The following is a 20,342-nucleotide window of genomic DNA, read 5'->3' as shown; positions in this document are numbered from 1 at the left end:
GAGCATCTGCTGGCCACGCCGGTGACGCCGATCGAAATCATGACCGCCAAGATCTGGTCGATGGGCGCCGTCGTGCTGGCCGCCTGCGCGTTCTCGCTCATCGTTGTCGTCCAGGGCGTTCTCGGGGTTCCCATTGCCGGCTCGATCCCGCTGTTTCTGGCGGGCGCCACGCTCAATATCTTCGCCGTGACCTCGCTCGGCATTTTTCTCGGCACGGTCGCCCGCTCGATGCAGCAGTTCGGGATCATCGTGATCCTCGTGTTGCTGCCGCTGCAAATTCTGTCCGGCAGCGTCACCCCGCAAGACAGCATGCCCGAGGTCATACAAAGGATCATGCTGATCGCGCCGACCACCCATTTCGTCAAATTCGCGCAGGGAATTCTCTATCGTGGCGCCGGAGTCGATATCGTCTGGCCGGAGTTCCTGTACTTGCTGGCCATCGGCGCGACGCTGTTCGCCGCAAGCGCATGGTATTTCCGCAGGGCGATGATGAAGACGGGATAGGGCGTTTGCCAGAGCGTTTTCAGGCGAAGTGGACCCGGTTCGCGTGAAGAAAGCGCGTTACGGATATTCCGCCCCGACTGCGAACGGATCGATCATGAAATGGTTATCGTGGTCGGCGCAGGCCAGGCTTGGCGCAGTGCGACGATCGCCGCGGGATAATTTCCAGATCCGAAAATCGCGGATCCGGCGACAATGGCGGTTGCGCCCGCTTGAATCGCCTGTCCGGCGTTGTCACGATCCTCGCCGCCATCGACCTGGATCACGGGATCGAGGCCGCGACTTTGGCAGAGCCGGCGCAAGCCGCGAATTTTCGGAAGCATCTCCGGCAGGAATTTCTGACCGCCGAAACCCGGGCTGACCGTCATGACAAGAACGATCTCGCAGAGATGCAGGACGTATTCGATCAGCTCGATCGGGCTCGCCGGGTCGAGCGCCACGCCGGCCTTCTTGCCGAGGGCGCGGATCCGAGATAGGGCCGCGTAGAGGTCGGTCGTCGACGGCTCCGCATGGATGAGGAGATGATCGGCGCCGGCCTTGGCGAAGGCCGCGAGATAGCGCTCGGGCTCCACGATCATCAGATGCACATTCAGCGGCTTTCGCGTACAGCGCCGCACCGCTTCGACGATCGCTGGCCCAAAGGTGATATTCGGGACGAAGCGGCCGTCCATGACATCGAGATGAATCCAGTCGGCGCCCGCCGCATCGACGGCCCGAATTTCGTCGGCGAGATGTCCGAAATCCGCGGCCAGGATCGATGCCGCCACGATCATACGCTTTTGCGGCGGCGCATACGCGATCGGCATGGGTTCCTCCAATGTCGCAAACTCTGTCGAGGAGCCCCGCCGGCGTCAAAAAACGCTTTGCCCGCCCGATCCCGCGACGGCGTTCCAGTGCGCGATCACGGGAACCTCGGGGTGATCCGGATCGGTGCCCAAAATATTCATCGACGCCGGGCCGAGCGAAAAATGTCGCGCTTCGACGAGCGCCAGCCCGATCCATCTGACGCCGAGCACGGCGCCGAACTGGCCATGCGAAAACAACGCAATATCGCCGTTCATCGTCTTGAGGCGACCGATCAGCCGATCGGCGCGAGCGCTGACTTCGGCGGGCGATTCGCCGTTCGGACAGCCGTCGAGAAACAGGTTCCATCCCGGCCGGGTCTTGACGATATCCCTGGAGCCGCGCCCCTCATAGTCGCCATAGTCCCATTCCGCGAGATCGGGTTCAATTTCAGGATGCTGGCTGGCGCCCGAGAGTTCGCAGGTCGCGCGGGCGCGAAGGAGCGGGCTCGCCAGAACATGGGAAAAAGCAAGTGCGGCGACCCACGGACGGAGCTTGCGCGCCTGTTCCTGGCCATGGGCGGTCAGGGGAATATCGGTTATGCCCGTGTGCCGGGCCACCAGAGACCACTCGGTTTCCCCGTGCCGAAAGAAGAAGATACGGAGCGCCGCGGCCATCGTCAACTTCCCGAAACTTCCATTGAAGGCGCATAAGCGCCACGCCGCGCGGCGCTATTGCATTGGGCGCGGTGGAGCAAGGCGCGTTGCGCCTCCGCCCGGTTGGAGTCCTTGCCGGCCCAGATCTCCAGCGCGGGCTGCTGGATCGCGCGCGCGAACGAAAACCCCAAAGGCCAGGGCGCCGCTGCGCTCGGCGCCTTGAACTTCGCATTCATCGCGTTCAGGCGAGCGGAAGCGCGTTCGCCGCTCTGCCCGCCGGAAAGAAAAGCAATCCCGGCGGTTTCAACCGGAACGGCGCGCCGCAGGGTCTCGACCGTCGCGTCGGCGACTTCGTCCGCCGTCGGCTGAGCGGGAGAGGCCAGTCCGGGCAGGATCATGTTCGGCTTGAGAATGACCCCGTCGAGCGCGACGTTTTGCGCCGAGAGCTGTTCGAAAACGGCGCGCAGCGCCCGCTCGGTCGCCTGCTGGCATCGCGCCAGCGTATGATCGCCATCCATCAGCACTTCCGGCTCGACAATGGCCACGAGGCCGGCCTCCTGACAAAGGGCGGCGTAGCGGGCCAGCGCATGCGCGTTGGCGTCGATGCAGGCGTGGGTGGGAAGACCGTCTCCCAAAGCGATCACCGCCCGCCACTTGGCGAACCGCGCGCCCTTGGCGAAATAGTCGTGCAGACGCTCCCGCAACCCATCGAGCCCCTCGGTGATTTTTTCGCCCGCATGGCCGGCGAGATCCTTGGCGCCGGTATCGACCTTGATGCCGGGGAGAATCCCCGCCGCTTCGATGATCTTGAGGAAAGGCGTTCCATCCGCCTGCGCCTGGCGGATTGTCTCGTCGTAGAGGATGACGCCGCTGATGCATTCCGCGAGGCCGGGCGTCGTAAGGATCAATTCACGATAGCGGCGGCGCGCTTCTTCGGTCTGTAGAATCCCCGCCCTGGCGAATCTTTTGTCGCAAGTGCCGGTGCTCTCGTCCATCGCCAGCAGGCCCTTGTCGCCGGCGAGCAACAGCCGGGCGGTCCGCGCCATATCTGTCATGTTCAACTGCCCTCACTCAACTTCTCGCGCCCCATTTCCAGTTGCGGATCTCCGGCAAGTCCTCGCCATGTTCTTCGATATAGTTCTTGTGCGCGACCAGTTTGTCTCGCATCAGCTGTTTCAGATAGACGCCCTTGCTTCCCGGATGGGGCAGTTTGTCGACGACGTCCTGCACAAGATGAAAGCGGTCGATATCGTTTTGCACGCGCATGTCGAAAGCTGTGGTGATCGTGCCTTCTTCCTTGTAGCCGCGCACATGCAGGTTACGGTTGGCGCGGCGGTAGGTCAGGCCGTGGACGAGCGACGAATAGCCGTGGAACGCGAAGACGATCGGCTTGTCGGTTGTAAACAGCGAGTCATAGGCGATTTCGCTGAGCCCGTGCGGATGTTCCGCGCTCGGCTGGAGCCGCATCAGGTCGACGACATTGATCACGCGGATTTTCAGCTCCGGCAGATGTTCGCGAAGGATGGAGACGGCGGCGAGAACTTCGAGCATGGGCGTATCGCCGCAACCCGCCATGACGACGTCGGGCTCGCTGTCCTGATCGTTGGACGCCCATGGCCAGACGCCGATGCCCCCGGTGCAATGGCGGACGGCCTCTTCCATGGTCAGCCATTGCGGCATGGCGTGCTTCCCCGCGACGACGACATTGACGTAGTGCCTGGTGCGCAGGCAATGGTCGAACACCGACAGCAGGCAATTGGCGTCCGGCGGCAGATAGACCCTGATGATGTCGGCCTTCTTGTTGATGACATGGTCCAGGAAGCCGGGGTCCTGATGGGTGAAGCCATTATGGTCCTGCTGCCAGACGTGTGACGCCAGCAGGTAGTTGAGCGACGCAATCTTGCGCCGCCACGGCAGTTCGAGCGTCACCTTCAGCCATTTCGCATGTTGGCTGAACATCGAATCGACGATGCGGATAAAGGCCTCGTAGGAATTGAACAGGCCGTGGCGGCCGGTTAGCAGATAGCCTTCGAGCCAGCCCTCGCATTGATGCTCGCTCAGCATTGAATCCAGCACGCGGCCTTGCGGCGCCAGAAACTCGTCGTCGGGGACTTCGCGGGCGTCCCATTGGCGGTTGGTGACTTCAAAAACGGCGCCAAGAAGATTGGAAATCGTCTCGTCGGGACCGAAAATGCGAAAGTTGCGCGTTGCCTCGTTAAGGCGCGTCACATCGCGCAGGAATTTGGCGAGCACCATGGTGTCCTGCGCGGTCACGGCGCCGGGGGCGGGGACGGACACGGCATGGACCCGAAAATCCGGCATGTGCAGGTCGCGCAGCAGAATTCCGCCGTTGGCGTGGGGATTGGCGCCCATCCGGCGGGCGCCCTTCGGAGCGAGGGCTGCGAGTTCCGCCTTGAGGGTTCCGTTGGTGTCGAAAAGTTCTTCCGCCTTGTAGCTCCGCATCCAGTTTTCGAGCAGCCGGACGTGGTCGGGATGCTCGGCATCGACGAGAAGGGGCGCCTGATGCGCGCGAAACGTGCCTTCTATTTTCTGGCCATCGACCACCTTCGGCCCGGTCCAGCCCTTGGGGGAGCGCAACACGATCATCGGCCAGCGCGGCCGCGAAGGGTCCTTGCTTGCGCGAGCGTACTGTTGAATCGCCTGGATCCGTTCGATGGCCACCTCAACGGCGGCGGCCATCAGCGCGTGCATCTTCTCGGGCTCATGGCCCTCGACGAACATCGGATCCCAGCCGCAACCGCGCAAGAATTGCTCGAGTGCTTCTGGCTCGATGCGCGCGAAAATCGTCGGATTGCTGATCTTGTATCCGTTGAGGTGCAGGATCGGCAGGACCGCGCCGTCGGTAATCGGGTCCAGAAACTTGTTGGACTGCCAGGAGGTCGCCAGTGGGCCGGTTTCGGCTTCGCCGTCGCCGATGATGCAGGCGACGATGAGTCCGGGGTTGTCGAAGGCGGCCCCGAAGGCGTGGCTCAGCGCATATCCGAGCTCGCCGCCCTCGTGGATGGAGCCCGGCGTCGTCGGGGCGACATGGCTGGAGATGCCGCCGGGGAAGGAGAATTGCTTGAACAGCTTCTTCATTCCGGCTTCGTCTTCGCCGATGTCGGGATAGATTTCGCTGTAGCTGCCTTCGAGATAGGTATTGGCGACGAGCGCCGGGCCGCCATGGCCGGGACCGGCGATGTAGATCATGTCGAGATCGTGCAGCCGGATCGTCCGGTTCAGATGGACGTAAATGAAATTCTGTCCCGGCGTCGTTCCCCAGTGTCCGACCACCAATGGCTTGACATGCGCGAGTTCGAGTTTTTCGCGCAGCATCGCATTGTCGTAGAGATAGATCTGGCCGACGGAGAGATAATTGGCGGCGCGCCAATAGGCGTCGAGCAGACGCAATTCCAGCGGGTCCAAAGCGGTGCCGCCCTTGGCCGGCCCGGCGGCGTCCTTGTCCCTGGGGAGATTTCGCGTTGAAACGGGAACGTTCAATGTCCTGTGCCTCCTGCTGCGCTGCGGTTTGACCCGCATGGAGCGTCGTGAAGAATGACCTCGGATGATGCGCGTCGCGCTCCGGGCGATGGGCGAAGAAAAGCTTCAGGATTTCGGTGCTTCGACACGTGATCTGCCGCTGTTGCTCGCGAGGGAGACAGACTCGGAATGTACTCAGGAATGTTCGGGCGTCTCGATCGCCCGGACTTTCGCCAGCCGGCGCCGGCGCCGCTCGGCGCCACTGAAGCGAGCGGACAGAAACGTCTGGACCAGCGCCAGAGCGAGTCCATCGCCGATCACTCTTCCGCCCAGACAAAACACGTTCATGTCGTCGTCCTCGACGCCTTGGCGCGCAGAGAACAAGTCGTGGATCAGCCCGGCGCGGACTCCGGGAATCTTGTTCGCGGCGATGCTCGCGCCGACGCCGCTGCCGCAGAACGCGACGCACCTTTCGATCTCGCCTGAAGCCATCGCTCGGGCGAGGGGACCCGAAGTCCTCGATTAACGCGCCTCAATCGAAGGCCTTGCGTGGTTTTCGTCCTTGCGCAAGCCGCGTTCGCGGTCATAAGGTTTGTGCGACGCAAGATCGTGACCAACGCCAAGCCGCCGTTCGCTTGCGACAGGGAGGCGAAAGCATGAATCCGCTCAGGCAGCTTGAGGCTTGCGGCCAGTCTCCCTGGCTGGACAGTCTGAGCCGGGGACTCATCGTGAACGGCGGCCTGAAAAGGCTGATCGAGCAGGACGGTCTCAAAGGCGTCACCTCGAACCCTTCGATTTTCAGGAAAGCCGTCGTCGAAAGCGACGACTACGCGCAGCCGCTGGCGGACTTTCAAGGACTGGCCGACCACGATGTCGGAGCCATCTACGAACATCTTGTGATCGCCGATATCCAATCGGCCGCCGACGCGCTTCTCGCCGTCTATCAAAAAACCAGCGGCCGAGACGGATACGTCAGCCTCGAATGCTCTCCCTATCTGGCCAATGACGCGGCGGCGACCGAGGCGGAAGCGCTGCGGCTCTGGTCGGTCGTGGACCGGCCGAACCTGATGGTCAAGATTCCCGCGACGCCGGCGGGGCTCGTCGCCATCCGGCGTCTCGTCGGGCGCGGCCTGAACGTCAACGTCACCCTGCTTTTTTCCGTCGCCGTCTACGAGGAAGTTGCAGAAGCTTATCTGGCGGGGCTTGAGGCGTTTGCCCGCGCGGGCGGCGATCTCGCCCGTATCGGCGGCGTCGCAAGCTTCTTCATCAGCCGCATCGATCTGGCGGTCGATGCGCGACTTGAGGCGCTCGGCCTGAGCCAGCAAGCGGAACGGCTTCGCGGCCGGGCGGCAATCGCCAGCGCCAGGATCTCCTACGCCCGGTACAAAGCCTTGTTCGCGACCCCGCGCTGGCGACGCCTGGCCGATGCGGGCGCCCGAACGCAGAGGCTACTCTGGGCTTCGACGAGCGTAAAGGAGCCCTGTTACAGGGATGTCAAATATGTCGAGGCGCTGATCGGGCGCGACACCGTCGACACGATGCCGCCCTCGACGATGGATGCGTTCCGCGATCATGGCGCGGCCGTAGCCGATGCGATCCTCGCCGATGCGAAGGTTGCCCCTGCGCTTCTGGCCGAGCTCAAGCTGCTTGGCGTCTGCGTGGAGGAGATCGCCGACACGCTGGTTACAGAGGGCGTGCAGAAATTCGCCGACGATTTCGACGCCCTGCTCGGCGCCATCGCGCACCGCCGCAGCGCGCTCCTGAAGGGATCGAGCCTCGATATCGGCACCGGTTCGCCGGAAATGGCGGCCGCCTTCGCGTGCGAGGGGGAACTCTGGCGCGCCAGCGGAAAAATCCGGCGTCTGTGGGTTGGCGACGCGTCGATCTGGACGGGAGGCGACGAAGACAAGTGGATCGGCTGGCTCGGGATCGTCGAAAATGAAGCGCGCGATCTCGACGCCCTGCAAGGTTTCGCGCGCGAGGTTCAGCAACGGTGCGTCAAGGACATCGTGCTGCTGGGAATGGGCGGATCGAGCCTGGGCGCCGAAGTTTTGGCAGAAGTTTTCGGCCCCCAGCCGGGGCGCCCAAAATTTCATATGCTCGACAGCACCGATCCCGCCCAGATTCGGACGATTGAACAGTCGATAGATCTGGCGAACACGCTGTTTTTCGTGTCCTCGAAATCGGGCGGCACGCTGGAGCCCAACCTATTCCTGAGCTACTTCCGGGACCGCGTCGAATCGGCTCTGGGCGCCGAAAAAGTGGGCGAGGCTTTCGTCGCGGTCACCGATCCTGGTTCGCCTCTGGAGGCGCTCGCCAAAACCTTGCGCTTCTCGCGCATCTTTCTGGGCAAGCCCTCGATTGGCGGCCGCTATTCCGTTCTTTCCAGGTTCGGTCTCGCGCCCTCGGCGGCGATAGGCATCGACGTCGAGCGCCTGCTGGCGGCCGCGACCGAGATGCAGCGCTCCTGCGGCCCCGACGTGCCGCCAGCCGAAAACCCGGGCGTTCAACTGGGCGTCGCGCTGGGAATTGCGGCCACCCGCTTTCAACGCGACAAGGTGACCATCGTCGCCTCGGACGAAATCGCGCCGCTCGGCGCCTGGTTCGAACAATTGCTGGCGGAGAGCACCGGAAAATGGGGTCGCGGCCTGATCCCCGTCGCGGGCGAGCCATTGGCCGCGCCAGAGCGTTACGGCGCCGACCGCTTTTTCGTCCACCTCCAGCTGGAGGGCAAAGCCGACGCCGGGCAGGTCGCCGCGCTGGCCGCAATCGAGCGCGCGGGGCATCCGGTCGCGCGGATCAGCCTCAAGGACGTCTGGAGCCTTGGCGGGGAGTTTTTCCGCTGGGAGATCGCCGCCGCCGTCGCCGGCTCGATCCTGGCGATCGACCCGTTCAACCAGCCGGATGTCGAAGCGAGCAAGTTGAAGACGCAGGCCATGATGGAAGCCTGTTCCAGCAGGCAAAGCCTGCCGCCGGAAACCCCGATTTTCCGGGAAAACGGCCTTGCGCTCCATGCCGACCCGCGCAACGCGCGCGAACTGGGGCGGCACAAGGACTTGACCGGCTATCTCAGGAGCCATTTCGGCCGCGTCAACGCCGGCGGGCCGGCTGGCGACTATGTTGCGCTGCTGGCCTATATTGAGCGAAACGAGAGCCATACGCGACTGCTCACGGCGATGCGTTCGACGATTCGCGACAAGACCCTGGCGGCGACCTGTCTCGGCTTCGGACCGCGTTTCCAGCATTCGACAGGTCAAGCCTACAAGGGCGGACCGAATTCCGGCGTTTTCCTGCAGATCACCTGCGACGATCGGCAGGACATCGATGTGCCCGGACACGGCTACAGCTTTGGGGCGGTGAAGGCCGCGCAAGCCAGCGGCGATCTGGCGGTCCTCGTCGAACGCGGACGCCGCGCGCTGCGGGTCCATCTTCAGGACGTCGATGCAGGTCTCGCGGCTCTGAGCGTCGCCCTCGACGCGGCGCTCAGATAGCGCCGCGCGGAATCCTCGCTTCCACCGTCATCCTCCGGCTTTCCATTAGGTCAACCCAGTTGGACATCGACGCGGTGTTGGCCCCCGTCGTCCAGCAGCGGCACGCGCAACGGGCGCTCCGCGATCTCGGCCCCGTCGATGCGTGCCCAGGCGACGCCGCGACTGACGCCATTCGGGTTTTCGACAAAAATCGCGTAATACGCGGTTTTATATCTCACCGTCGCCTCGAACCGGCCCCAGGCCTTGGGAATGCAGGGATCGATCAGCAGGGCCGGCCCCCTGAAACGGATTCCCAGCAGGCTCTCCACGCCGGCGCGCTGCAGACAGCCCGCCGAGCCGGTATACCATGTCCAGCCGCCGCGCCCGACATGGGGCGGCGCCGAGTAAATGTCGGCGCACGCGACATAGGGCTCGACCTTGTAGCGCAGCGCGTCCTCGCGGGTTCGCGAATGATGGATCGGATTGAGCATCGAGAAGATTTCGCCGGCCTTGTCGCCGTCGCCAAGCGCCGCGAAGGCCATGGCCGACCAGGTTGCGGCGTGCGTGTACTGGCCGCCGTTCTCGCGGACGCCCGGCGGATAGCCCTTGATGTAGCCGGGATCATGCGCCGTCTTGTCGAAAGGAGGCGTGAACAGCAGCGCCAATCCGTCGGCGGGCAGGATCAGCTGCCGGTCGAGCGCTGCCATCGCGCGGGCCGCGCGTTCCGGCCGCGCGGCGCCGGAAAGCACGGCCCAGGATTGCGCGATGGAATCGATGCGGCACTCCGCGTTGACCGCCGATCCGAGCGGCGCGCCGTCGTCGAAAAAGGCCCTTTTGTACCATTCGCCGTCCCAGGCCTCGCGCTCCAGCGAGGCTTGCAACGACAGCGCATGTTGACGCCAGGTTTCAGCGCGTAAAAGCTCGCCCCGCGCCCGCGCCAGCGGCGCAAAATCGACGAGCGCCGCGTGTAAAAACCAGGCGAGCCAGACGCTTTCGCCTGCGCCCTTGTCGCCGATGCGGTTCATGCCGTCGTTCCAGTCGCCCGTCCCGATGAGGGGAAGCCCGTGCCGCCCGAGCGCCAGGCTCCGATCGAGCGCCAGCGCGCAGTGCTCGAACAGCGTGGCCGATTTCGCGGAAATCGTCGGCGTGAAGAAGCGATCCGCCATGCCGGCTTCGAGCGACGCGCCTTCGAGGAACGGAATGGATTCCTCAAGCACGCGCCAGTCCTGCGTGGTCTCGACATAGTGAGCGACGGCAAAGGCCAGCCAGGGCCGGTCGTCCGAAATTCGGGTGCGAACCCCCTGGCCGGAATGCGGCAGCCACCAATGCTGAACGTCGCCCTCGACGAACTGGCGGGCCGCCGCGCGCAAAAGATGTTCGCGCGTTAGATCGGGCCGCGTGGCGGCGAGCGCCATGCCATCCTGCAATTGATCTCGAAAACCATAGGCGCCGCTGGCCTGATAGAAGGCCGAGCGCGCCCAGATGCGACAGGCCAGCGTCTGGTAGAGCAGCCAGCCATTGAGCATGAGGTCCATCGCCCGGTCGGGAGTCCGGACCTCGATGGCGCCCAGGGTCTCGTCCCAGAAACGGGCGATCTCCGCCTCCAGCGCATCGAGATCGGCGGCGCGGAATTTCCGGATCGTCGCGCGGGCCTCCTCGGACGACGCCGCGTCTCCCAGAAAGAACACGACTTCGGCCGAACCGCCGGGCGCCAGTTCAAGCCGAACGCGCATCGCCGCGCAGGGGTCCAGCGCGGCGCCAACTCGTTTGGACAGCGGGGCGCCGCTCGCCAATGCCGCCGGGCTCGCCAGCACGCCATTGCGGCCGATGAACTCGCGCCGGTCGCCCGTCCAGTCGATCTGGGCGCCGCGCATATCGGCGAAAGCGACCCGCGATCCAAAGGCCGCATTCCATGGATTGCGCGCGAAAAGGGCGCCGGTGGCGGTGTCGATTTCGGTTTCGACAAAGGCGAGAGAAGCCGATCTCGACGCGCCGAGCGCCCACTCGACGAAGGCGGTTACGCTGAGATGGCGGGCCTTGGCCGTTTCGTTGGTCAACCGCAGCCGCGAGATTTTTATCGATCCCTCAAGCGGGACGTATTGCAGAAGGTCGCAGGCGACGCCATGCGCCTTGTGCTCGAAGCGGCTGTATCCCCGGCCGTGACGCGCGACATAGGTCGAAAATGGCTCCCGGATGGGCCGTGCGGTAGGGGTCCAGACAAGGTCGGTTTCGTCGTCGCGCAGATAAAAGGCTTCTCCCGTGGGGTCGCCGACAGGGTCGTTGGACCAGGGCGTGAGCTGATTCTCCCTGCTGTTGGCGGACCAGGTGTAGCCGCCGCCTTCCGTCGCCGTCTGGAAGCCGAAGGCCGGATTGGCGATGACATTGATCCAGGGCGCCGGCGTCGATTGGCCCGGGCCGAGGAGGGTGACGTATTCCTTGCCGCCGGCGCCAAATCCGCCCAGTCCATTGAAAAGTTCCAGCTCCGCCGTCGGCGGGGCGGCCTCGCGTTCGGGCGCGGCGACGCGCGGCCTGGCGAAGAGCCGTATCGGCGTGCTCGAGTCGGCGACGCGTTCGAGCTGATCCGACAAGCTCCCGTGCTGCGCGGCCAGCACGACGCGGGCGGCGGAGATCAGCAGCATCCTGGTATCGTCGCCGATTAAGTCGGCGCGAAGCACAAACACCCGGCCAGGCGGGCGATGGGCGCCCGGCGCCGGCCGCGACTGGCGCGCGCGCACCACGGTCTCGATGGCTACCTGAAGGTCGCGGACGTAGGAGGTTTGGTGTTCGTTGAGGATGACAAGATCGACGGCGATCTGCTTCATCCGCCAATACTCGTGGGCTTGCACGATTTCGCTCGCGACGGAGAGGTTCTCGATTTCGTCTATCCGTAAAAGCAAGATGGGCAGGTCGCCGGAAATGCCCTGGGACCAGAGCCCGGATTGCGGACCCGATCCCCGGCGAATGACTTCCGACGGCGGTCGCAGGGCGTCGCCCGAGAAAATGACGTGACTCGCCAGACGCTGGTAAAGTGCGGCTTCGCTTGGCTTGACGCCGAGGTGATGGAGCTGGACCTGCGCCTGGGTCCAGGCGAGCGCCGTCGCGCGATCGAAGGCAGCAGCGTCCCGATGCTTGTCGACGCAGTCCAGCAGCGCCGCGCGCGTTGGCGCCGCCATGGTCCAGAATGCGACGTGCACCGTGGCTCCGGGCGCTATCGTGAGCCGGCGACGCAAGGCGAAAACAGGGTCCAGCACGGCGCCGATGGAATCGCCCAGCGGTTGTGCGTCCAGCAGGGCGATGGGCGCGCTTAGGTCTTGTCCACGACCAAGGAAGCGTGCGCGATCCGTTTCGAATTCCGGCGCCCCGACCGCTTCGCCATTGGCGACGCTCAGATGCGCGGCCCAGATTTCGGGCTCGTCAGGCTCGCGCTTTCGCCGGGTTGCGACGATGGCGCCGAGATCGGCGAGATATTCGGTCTCGACGAACAGTTTGGCGAAGGCCGGATGCGCAACATCGGCGCTCTGCGGCCCAAGCGTGAGTTCGCAATAGGAGGTGATCTCGATGTCGCGGGTTCGAACGCCCCTGTTGGCGATGGTGACGCGGCGAACTTCGGCGTCGGCGTCTGCCGAGACGAGCACTTCGAGCGTCGTCGTGAGGTTCCCGTCGCGTCGCGCGATCTGCGCGTGATCCTCGTTGAATTCGACGCCATAGGCGTCCGGCTCGGCGCCCGTCGGCTGAAATCCCGCCGACCAGACGACGCCACTGCGCATGTCCTTGAGATAGATATAGGAGCCGCTGTCATCGCGCGTCGCGTCCTCGCGCCATCGCGTGATCGCAAATTCGCCCCACCGGCTGTAGCCGGAGCCCGCCGCTGTCAACATCACCGCATAGCGTCCATTGGAGAGAACCTGGGTCGCGGGCGTGGATTGATGCGCGGAGGCGATCTTGCGTCCGCCAGAGGGATCCGCGTCGCTGGCCTGCGCCGCCGACTTGACCTCGGTCGCCCAGGGTCGAGGCGCCGCCACTTCGCGGGGCGCCCGCTCCTGCAGCAGCAATTCCGTCGCCTGAATCATCGGCTCGGCGTGAAAGCGGTTGCGCATCGATCCATCGAACAGGGCGTTGGCGATCGCGACGATGGTCATGCCCTGGTGATGCGCCATGAAGGCGCGCACCAGAGCGAAGCGCTCGCCTTCCTGAATCCGCGTCGGCGTGAAATCCAGGGCCTCGTAAAAGCCGAAGCGGCCGCGCGCGCCCAGCGTCGCCAGTCGCTCGAAGTTCGCTGCGGCGGCGGCGGGATCGACCATGGTCGCAAGGGCGGTCGCGTAGGGCGCGATGACCTTGTTTTCTTCCAGGCCGCGTTTCAGCCCGAGGCTGGGCACGCCGAAATTCGAATATTGGTAGATGAATTCCAGGTCGCGGGCATTATAGGCGGATTCGGAGATTCCCCAGGGAAGACCGAGCTTGACGCCATAGTCGATCTGGCGGCGCACGACCAGCCGATCCGTCTGTTCGAGAAGACTCCCCGTCGGAGCGCGCATGACGAGCGGCGGCATCAGATATTCGAACATCGAGACCGACCAGGAAATCAAGGCGGAGCCATGCGCGACCGGCGTCGCGGCGCGGCCAAGCCGGAACCAGTGCCGCGCCGGTATGTCGCCCTTGGCGATCGCGAAGAAACTCGCGAGCCGCGCTTCGGAAGCAAGAAGGTCGTAGCAATTGGGATCCAGCGCGGATTCCGCAACGAGATATCCGATCGACAGCAATTTCCTGTCGCGGTCGAACAGAAAGCCGAATTCCATCGCCATCGCCATGGCCCGGAATGCAGCCTCAAGGGCGATCAGTCTGGCGTGGCGCGACGCGGCGGTCGCTTGCGAAGAGGCGGTCTCTGGCGTTGGGGCGAGGTCTTGGGAATAGTCGAGTTCTTGGCGATGGGCTTCGATCGCGGCGAGGCTCGCCTGCGACCAATACAGCAAATCAGACCCGCCGCCGTCGCTGCGCTCGAACTGGATCTTCCGCGCGATATCGAGGAGGACAGCCGCCTCTCCGGCGAGTTCGGACCATTGAGTTGCGAGTGGCTTTTCGGGTGTGGACGCGCTTTCAAGCGTCTCGGTCAAGAACGCCAGCGACTCGTCGAACCGGCGCGCCGTCACCGTCTGGCTTTGGCTCCCAGGGCGACGTTGGGCGGCCTGCTCGGCGGCCAGCGCCAGAGTGTCGGCGATTCCCGCCCGGCGCGATGCGGCGGCGATCGGCGAATGCCGCCACTCCCGGCAGGCGTTGGCGATCGCGATGAGGTGGCCCGCCAGATTGCCGCTGTCGACCGAGGAAACATATCTGGGTTCGAGCGCGATGAGCCCTCTGGTGTCATACCAGTTGAAAAAATGGCCCCGGTAGCGCGGCAATCGGGTCATCGTCGCCAGCGTCGCCTCCAGGCGTTCGATCGCTTGGGTTGCGCCTATCCAGCCGAAGTCGCGCGCGCTGACAATGGAGAGCAGATAAAGACCGAGGTTGGTTGGCGATGTGCGATGAGCCAGCGCCGGCGCCGGGTCCTCCTGGAAATTGTCCGGAGGCAGCCAATGGTCTTCTCTGGTGACGAAGGCCTCGAAGAATCGCCAGGTTCGGCGCGCCGTTCGCCGCAGGGACTGTTCGTCCGCGCTGGAGGCCTTTGCGCGGCTTTCGAGGTTTCGGGGAATGCTGACATAGCGCGCGAGCGCCGGCGAGGCGAGCCAAAGCCCGGCGAAAGCCGCCGCCAGCGGCCACGCTCCCTGCCGCGAAAGCAGCGCCACGAGTAAAGTCGCCGTGGCGACGACCGCAGCGCCGGACATGCGGACAAAGAATCCCGGGAGATAAAAGCTATTTTGCGTCAGGGACTGCGTTGGAGGAGTCCACTCCAGCAACTGACGACGATTGACAAAAAGCCTCCACAGCGTTCGCAGGATGGCGTCGCCCATCACGCATGCCCGATCCGCGAGAAAAGCGATATTCAGGGCCGACAATGTCGCGGCGAAACGCAGGTCTCCGGCGAGCGCGCGCAGGTGCTGCGACATCGCCACTCCCGGACGGCGCGAAGGAATGGCCGAAAACACAGGAATGAGCGTTGGCAAGACGATGGTCGCGAGCACGAAGCAAGTCCAGACGACCGCCATTTCAACCGGGAGCGTAAAGCCGAGAGCCAAAGCGAGGACGCCCGAAGGAGCGGAAAGCGTTCGACGCAAATTGTCGATCATCTTCCATCGGCTGATCCTCGGCAGGTCATTGGAATGGCGCCGCGCCGCGTCGCCTGTGCGCGCAAACCCGAGAATCCAGGGTAGCAACCGCCATTGGCCCCGCGCCCAGCGGTGAAGTCGCCGCGCGCCGACGTCGTAACGCGAGGGAAACTCTTCGACGACTTCGATATCCAAGGCGAAGCCGGCGCGCGCGTATGTCCCCTCGAACAGGTCATGGCTGAGCAGCGAGGAGTCCGGCGCCCGGCCGGCGAGGGAGGATTCGAACATATCGAGATCGTAAATGCCCTTTCCCGCATAGGACCATTCGCCGACCATGACCTGATAGACGTCCGAAACCGCCGCCGCATAGGGATCGATGCCGCTGGCGCTCGAAAAAAGGCGCTGATAGAGCGAACCTTTCCGGCCATCGGGAAGCGACGGCGTGACCCTGGGCTGAAGGACGCCATAGCCTTCCACCACCATGCGCCGCTCGGCGTCCAGCCGAGGCCGATTGAGGGGATGCGCCATTTTGCCGATCAGCCGCCGAAGGGCGTCGCGCGGCAGCATCGTGTCCGAATCCAGAGCGACGATATATCGGACATTTTCCGGGGGAGCCGGCGCGGCGGCGCCCAGATCGACGAAGGTGGTGTCCGTCGCGCCGCGCAGCAGCCTGTTCAATTCATGAAGCTTGCCGCGTTTGCGCTCCCAGCCGATCCAGCGCCGCTGGCTTTCATTCCACACGCGCCGACGGTGCAACAGGAGGAAGCGCGGCCCGGCGGGGGCAGGGCCATAGCGTCGATTGAGAACCTCGATGCCGTCGCGGGCGCAAGCGAGCAGTTCGGCGTCGCCGTCCCTGTGCTCGGCGTCGGCGTCGGTCCAGTCGGAAAGCAGTGCGAAGTGCAGGTCGCCCTCGGGACTTGCGAGATGATCGATCTCGAGTCGCTCGACCTGTTCCGCGATGTCTTCGCACGTTGTCAGGAGCGTTGGCGCGGCGACGAGCGTGCGCAGCGATTCGGGAATGCCGTCGCGAAGCTCCATGCCCGGCAAGGGGGTCGCGCGGAGGAAAAGCGCTATGGCCCGGTTGACCAGCGCAACTGCTGCGGCGATGGCGGGAATCGCGCCAAGCGCCGCAAGCGGGACGAGCCGGGCGACGTCGAGACCCAGTCTTTCCAGCGCAATCAATGGAGCCGCGAGCAGGCAGGCCGACGCCAGCGCGATGGCGGACGCATAGACCTCCAATCCGAGCGTCGCGGTTACCGGGGAAGGCCAGATTCGGCGCTTGTGAAATCCGATCGCGTGCTTGAATTCGCGGCTCCCGCCCGCCAGCAGATAGTACCCGGGGTCGCCATGCCGCATAAGTTCCGTTGGAGCAAGGCCGGGACGGACTTTGCGCGCTTCGGCTGCGGCGAGGCGCGCGATTTCAAGCTCGTCGCGGCCAGATCCCCTCGCCAGTTCCTCGACGGCGGCGCGGTAAAGGGTGCGAGTCGCAAAATCCATTTCCTTGAAGGCGTTGTCGAGCGTCAGGGCGCCATCGACCAGACAATAACGCTCGAACATTTCCTTCCAGTCGACCTCCGAAATGACCCTCAAGCTCGTCACGATGTTGCGCACCGTGACGTTCGCGGCGCCCTCGTTGCGATGGACCTCGCGCACGGCCGAATCCGCGGTAAGGCTCTGTCGCGAAAGGCGCTCGTCCAGCCATGCCAGCGCCGGGGTGAATTTCGGGTCCTGATCGCGGAGCCGAAGAACGAGCTGGACCGCAAAGGCTTCCGCGAGCGGTCCCGCGCTGCGGCCGGCGAAGACCATCGAAGCCGGCTCCGCAGTGTGACCGCTCATGCCGAGCAGGCGATCCGCGGCGGCGTCGGCGTCGCGTCGCGCCGTTCGGCTATGGGTGATTTGTTGAGCCAGTCGCCGCAGGTTCTCGATCAACACGATCTGCAGCGCGATCGGAACCGCCCCGATTTCGCCGATCATGAGCGGTTGTATCGACTGGTAGGCCTTGATGGCGCTGATAAGGATTTCGGCGTCGAAACAGCTGTCGGTATGCGCGACAAACGCCCAGGCTATGCCGAATACCCGCGGATAGCTTTCGAGAGGACCGGCAATCAGTTTGGGTAGCTGGCGATAATAGCCTGGCGGCAAATCCATGCCGATCTGGCGGATCTGTTTTTCGACCAGATGGTAATTGTCGATCAGCCACTCCGCCGCCGGCGTGATCGCACGCCCCTCGTCGATCTCCTTCACGATCGACCGGTAGGCGGCCAGCAGGACGGCGCTGTTGTCGGCCAGTCGCGGGGCCAGCGGCGAGCCTCGGGTCGGCCGCGAACCGACCGGCTGGGCGCGCGCGAGACTGCGCGCATGCGATTCCAGTCGTTCGACGCTGAACAATTCCTCGCGGATCGGCGTCTCCGTATCCCAAGGCGACTTATCCCAAGTCGACGGGATCTTGGAAAAGCCGGGGCAGCGGCGCAACAGCGCCGCAGGTTCCGCCTTCAGCTCGGAAAGTGACACGGCCGATCTCCCCCGGGACAGGTCCCGGTCGCGAACCGCAAATGGCGCTGCCTCCTGCAGGGGTCGTCGAAACCGCCGACACTGTCGATCTCATGTTCGCGTTTTGATCTCACGTCAGCGCCTTGGCGTTTCGCGCCACCTTGCATAGGCGACCGACTCAAACGGGAGCAGCGTCGGAAAATACTTAAAGGTAGGCCGCGCGCTCCGACTTCCCCGATTATGGGAAGACGATCTTCTACGAGTCGCCCAAGGACAAGCTGATCTGCGGCCCCAACCATATCGACGCGCCGACTTTTGGCGCCCCCGGTTCGAACCAGGCCCGGGAGCGCGCGCAACTTGGCGAGGCGCAGCGGGCTTATGGAAAAGACGATTGGGTCAGGTTCGGCGACGCCATGGGCAAGTTGAAAGTCCTGCTGGACACGCCGTCGCCCACGAGCCGGAAATAACCTTCTCCACGCAGCGCATGGTCGCCTTCCGCTTGACGACATGCGCTGCCGATAAAAAAGCTGAAAGTTTCCCGCATCGAGGCTCACGGCTCAAGGCACGCGCAAATCGTCTCGATCACCCGCTTGGTTTCTTCTGGATCGCGCACCCGGATGGACTCCACGCCCGCCTGTTTCGCGGGATAGTCGTTACCGCCGGGGAAGATCGCGTCGCCTGCGAAGATCATGTCGCGGATGGCTATCCCGAGCGTATCCCGGAGCTTCCTGACCCCATAGGCCTTGTCGATGCCGGGCCGCGTGATGTCGATCGAGGTGGCGCCGCCCAGTCGAATCGAAAAACCCGGGATCGTCGGCGCGAGGATGCGCTCGATGGTCATGCGCTTGGCGAAATCGGGATCCCATCCTTGCTTGTCCGCCAACGGCGCCTGCTGGCCGAGCGCCGAAAAGGTTATCTGACTGTTGCGATCCTCGATCAGATCGCCCCAGTGCTGTTTCGATCGCAAGCCTGCCAAATCGACCGCGCGATTGAGCGCGGCGATGATCGTCTGCTTTTCGACGGCGCTGAAATTCTCAGAATAGAGCTTTTTCCAGCCGCCGTCGAAACGATAGAATTGCGTGCCGCAGGTCGGCAGCAGGGAAAGGCTTTTCAAACGATCGTCGTGGGGCAGAAAGGCCAGCACCTGCTTTTCGAATTGCCCAAGGGCGCCGCCGGAGATGATCGCCACCTGGACTATTCCGAGCAGTCGTCCGAGCAGCCCGGCCATCTCCGCGTCGAGTGACGACTTGCTTGGCGCGAGCGTGCCGTCGAGATCGAATATGACCAGGTCTTTCATGGGTGATTTCCGACTTGCTGCGAGCGGCGGCTGCGAATGAAGCGTCGAGAAAAGGCTGGCTCGCGCCCAGGCTCAAGCCTCCAGTTCGCTCCGGAACTTCCGCAATTCTCGTTCGCGCTTCGCGGCGGTCATGGAATAGCGCATGTCGAGGTCCTCGAACGTGTCAATCAGGCGGCTCCCGAGACGGGTTCGTCCTGGCGCTTTGGCGCGGGTTTCCTCGTGGCGTCAAGACCGCGATAAGGATTGGCGTCCATGGCGTCACTCGTAGCGCAAAGCCTCGATCGGATCGAGGCTTGAGGCTTTTCGCGCCGGATAATAACCAAAAAACACCCCTACCGCCGCCGAGAACAGAAACCCGCCCGCGATCGCCGTCAGGGAAAGCGGCGCCCGCCAGCCAAAGCCAATGGAAATGATTTCGGCAATGCCGACGCCCGCGACAATGCCGGCAAGTCCGCCGCTGACCGACAGAATCACGGCTTCGGCGAGGAATTGCAAAAGCACATGCAGCCGCCGCGCGCCGATCGCCATGCGCAAGCCGATCTCTCGGGTGCGCTCGGTCACCGAAACCAAAAGAATATTCATGATTCCGATACCGCCGACGAGCAGGGAAATCGACGCCACCGCGGCCAGAAGCAGGGACATGATGCGGCTGCTATTCGCAGCCGTTTCCGCATATTGACTCAGATTGCGCACGGAGAAATCCTTGACCTCGCCGGGCTTGATCCTGTGGCGGCGCATCAGCGTCTCGCTCGCCTGGGCTATGGCGCTCTGCACCAAAGCCGGGCTGGCCGCCTGAACGTAGATCTGGTTGGCGTAGCCGGTCAGGCGGGACTGGAGATTGTAGGGATTGGGGGCCGGCAGATAGGCCCAGTTGAGCGGCGCCTGCGTCTGGCTCGGCGAAGCGGCGCCCAGGACCTTGCGTTCGGCGGTGGTGAACGGCGTCATCACCAGATCGTCCTGATCCTGCCCGAATGCGGTCTGGCCCTTGGCGGCGAGAACGCCTATCACCCGCAGGGGCGAGTTCTTGACCTGAATATAGGCGCCGACGGGATTTTCGGTTGGGCCGAACAATTGCCGTGCGACGGTCTGGCCTATGATCGCCACCAATCGGGCGTGGTTTGCGTCTTCTTCCGTGAAAGCCCTACCGCCGGCGATGCGCCAATTGGTGATCGGCGGATAATTGAGGCTGACGCCCTGAATCGTCGTCGTCCAGTTTTGATTGCCATATTGCGCCTGACCTTGCTGGCGGATCAGATAGCCGACCTGGGCGACCGCGGAATCCTCGCGCCGGATCGATCGCGCATCCTCCAGGGTTAGCGTGCTGGCGCTGCCGGAGCCGCCGCGCATACCGCCGCTGTGGGTCGCGCCGGGGAGGATCACCACGACATTGGCGCCGAGGCCCTCGATCTGCTTGCGCACCGCTTCATTGGCGCCGTCGCCGACCGCCACCATGACGATCAGGGCG

Annotated in this window: 9 protein-coding genes and 1 pseudogene; 2 read left to right on the top strand and 8 right to left on the bottom strand. The window is 64.1% G+C overall.

Annotation, left to right across the window (positions count from 1 at the left end; translation table 11 throughout):
* The coding region (locus QZY01_RS15525) for an ABC transporter permease (protein ID WP_294538713.1) at positions 1-504 on the top strand (504 nt) is incomplete at its 5' end.
* A 92-nt stretch (positions 505-596) separates the two neighbouring features.
* On the opposite strand, the gene rpe is transcribed toward QZY01_RS15525, so the two are convergent.
* The 5 genes and pseudogenes from rpe to QZY01_RS15500 form a co-directional block, all read right to left on the bottom strand.
* Positions 597-1,307, bottom strand: coding sequence for a ribulose-phosphate 3-epimerase (rpe, locus tag QZY01_RS15520; RefSeq protein ID WP_294538711.1), 711 nt, complete (start codon positions 1,305-1,307; stop codon positions 597-599).
* A gap of 45 nt (positions 1,308-1,352) precedes the next feature.
* Entirely contained in the window at positions 1,353-1,961 is a 609-nt protein-coding gene (locus QZY01_RS15515) for a histidine phosphatase family protein (protein ID WP_294538709.1), read from the bottom strand.
* A 2-nt stretch (positions 1,962-1,963) separates the two neighbouring features.
* Complete coding sequence (locus QZY01_RS15510; RefSeq protein WP_294538707.1) at positions 1,964-2,995, bottom strand: class I fructose-bisphosphate aldolase; 1,032 nt, start codon at positions 2,993-2,995, stop codon at positions 1,964-1,966.
* 16 nt (positions 2,996-3,011) lie between these two features.
* Entirely contained in the window at positions 3,012-5,366 is a 2,355-nt protein-coding gene (locus QZY01_RS15505) for a phosphoketolase family protein (RefSeq protein WP_294538716.1), read from the bottom strand.
* 249 nt (positions 5,367-5,615) lie between these two features.
* Positions 5,616-5,915 (bottom strand): annotated as a pseudogene (locus tag QZY01_RS15500) (RpiB/LacA/LacB family sugar-phosphate isomerase); the annotation flags it as partial.
* Between the two features lie 161 nt (positions 5,916-6,076).
* Here QZY01_RS15500 and QZY01_RS15495 point away from each other — a divergent pair.
* A complete protein-coding gene (locus tag QZY01_RS15495; RefSeq protein WP_294538706.1) occupies positions 6,077-8,911 on the top strand; it encodes a bifunctional transaldolase/phosoglucose isomerase in 2,835 nt (944 codons plus the stop codon).
* 50 nt (positions 8,912-8,961) lie between these two features.
* Here the strand turns inward: QZY01_RS15495 and QZY01_RS15490 are convergent, their stop codons facing one another.
* From QZY01_RS15490 to QZY01_RS15480, 3 genes are all read right to left on the bottom strand, one after another.
* On the bottom strand, positions 8,962-17,601 hold the full coding sequence (locus QZY01_RS15490) for a glucoamylase family protein (RefSeq protein WP_294538704.1): 8,640 nt from the start codon (positions 17,599-17,601) through the stop codon (positions 8,962-8,964).
* A 529-nt stretch (positions 17,602-18,130) separates the two neighbouring features.
* A complete protein-coding gene (locus QZY01_RS15485) occupies positions 18,131-18,877 on the bottom strand; it encodes an HAD-IIB family hydrolase (RefSeq protein ID WP_294538702.1) in 747 nt (248 codons plus the stop codon).
* Positions 18,878-19,135: 258 nt separating this feature from the next.
* Positions 19,136-20,342 (bottom strand): ABC transporter permease (locus QZY01_RS15480; RefSeq protein ID WP_294538700.1); only part of this gene is annotated, 1,207 nt, incomplete at its 5' end.

Source organism: uncultured Rhodoblastus sp., assembly GCF_903903185.1.
Lineage (GTDB): Bacteria > Pseudomonadota > Alphaproteobacteria > Rhizobiales > Beijerinckiaceae > Rhodoblastus.
Note: the sequence above shows the minus strand (reverse complement) of the source record. Positions and strands in the feature narration are given on the sequence as shown.

What these genes read in the sequence shown, in the direction of transcription:
- QZY01_RS15510 (WP_294538707.1), bottom strand. Translation starts at nt 2,995, where the DNA reads ATGACAGATATGGCGCGGACCGCCCGGCTGTTGCTCGCCGGCGACAAG.
- QZY01_RS15495 (WP_294538706.1), top strand. Translation starts at nt 6,077, where the DNA reads ATGAATCCGCTCAGGCAGCTTGAGGCTTGCGGCCAGTCTCCCTGGCTG.
- QZY01_RS15515 (WP_294538709.1), bottom strand. Translation starts at nt 1,961, where the DNA reads ATGGCCGCGGCGCTCCGTATCTTCTTCTTTCGGCACGGGGAAACCGAG.
- QZY01_RS15485 (WP_294538702.1), bottom strand. Translation starts at nt 18,877, where the DNA reads ATGAAAGACCTGGTCATATTCGATCTCGACGGCACGCTCGCGCCAAGC.
- rpe (WP_294538711.1), bottom strand. Translation starts at nt 1,307, where the DNA reads ATGCCGATCGCGTATGCGCCGCCGCAAAAGCGTATGATCGTGGCGGCA.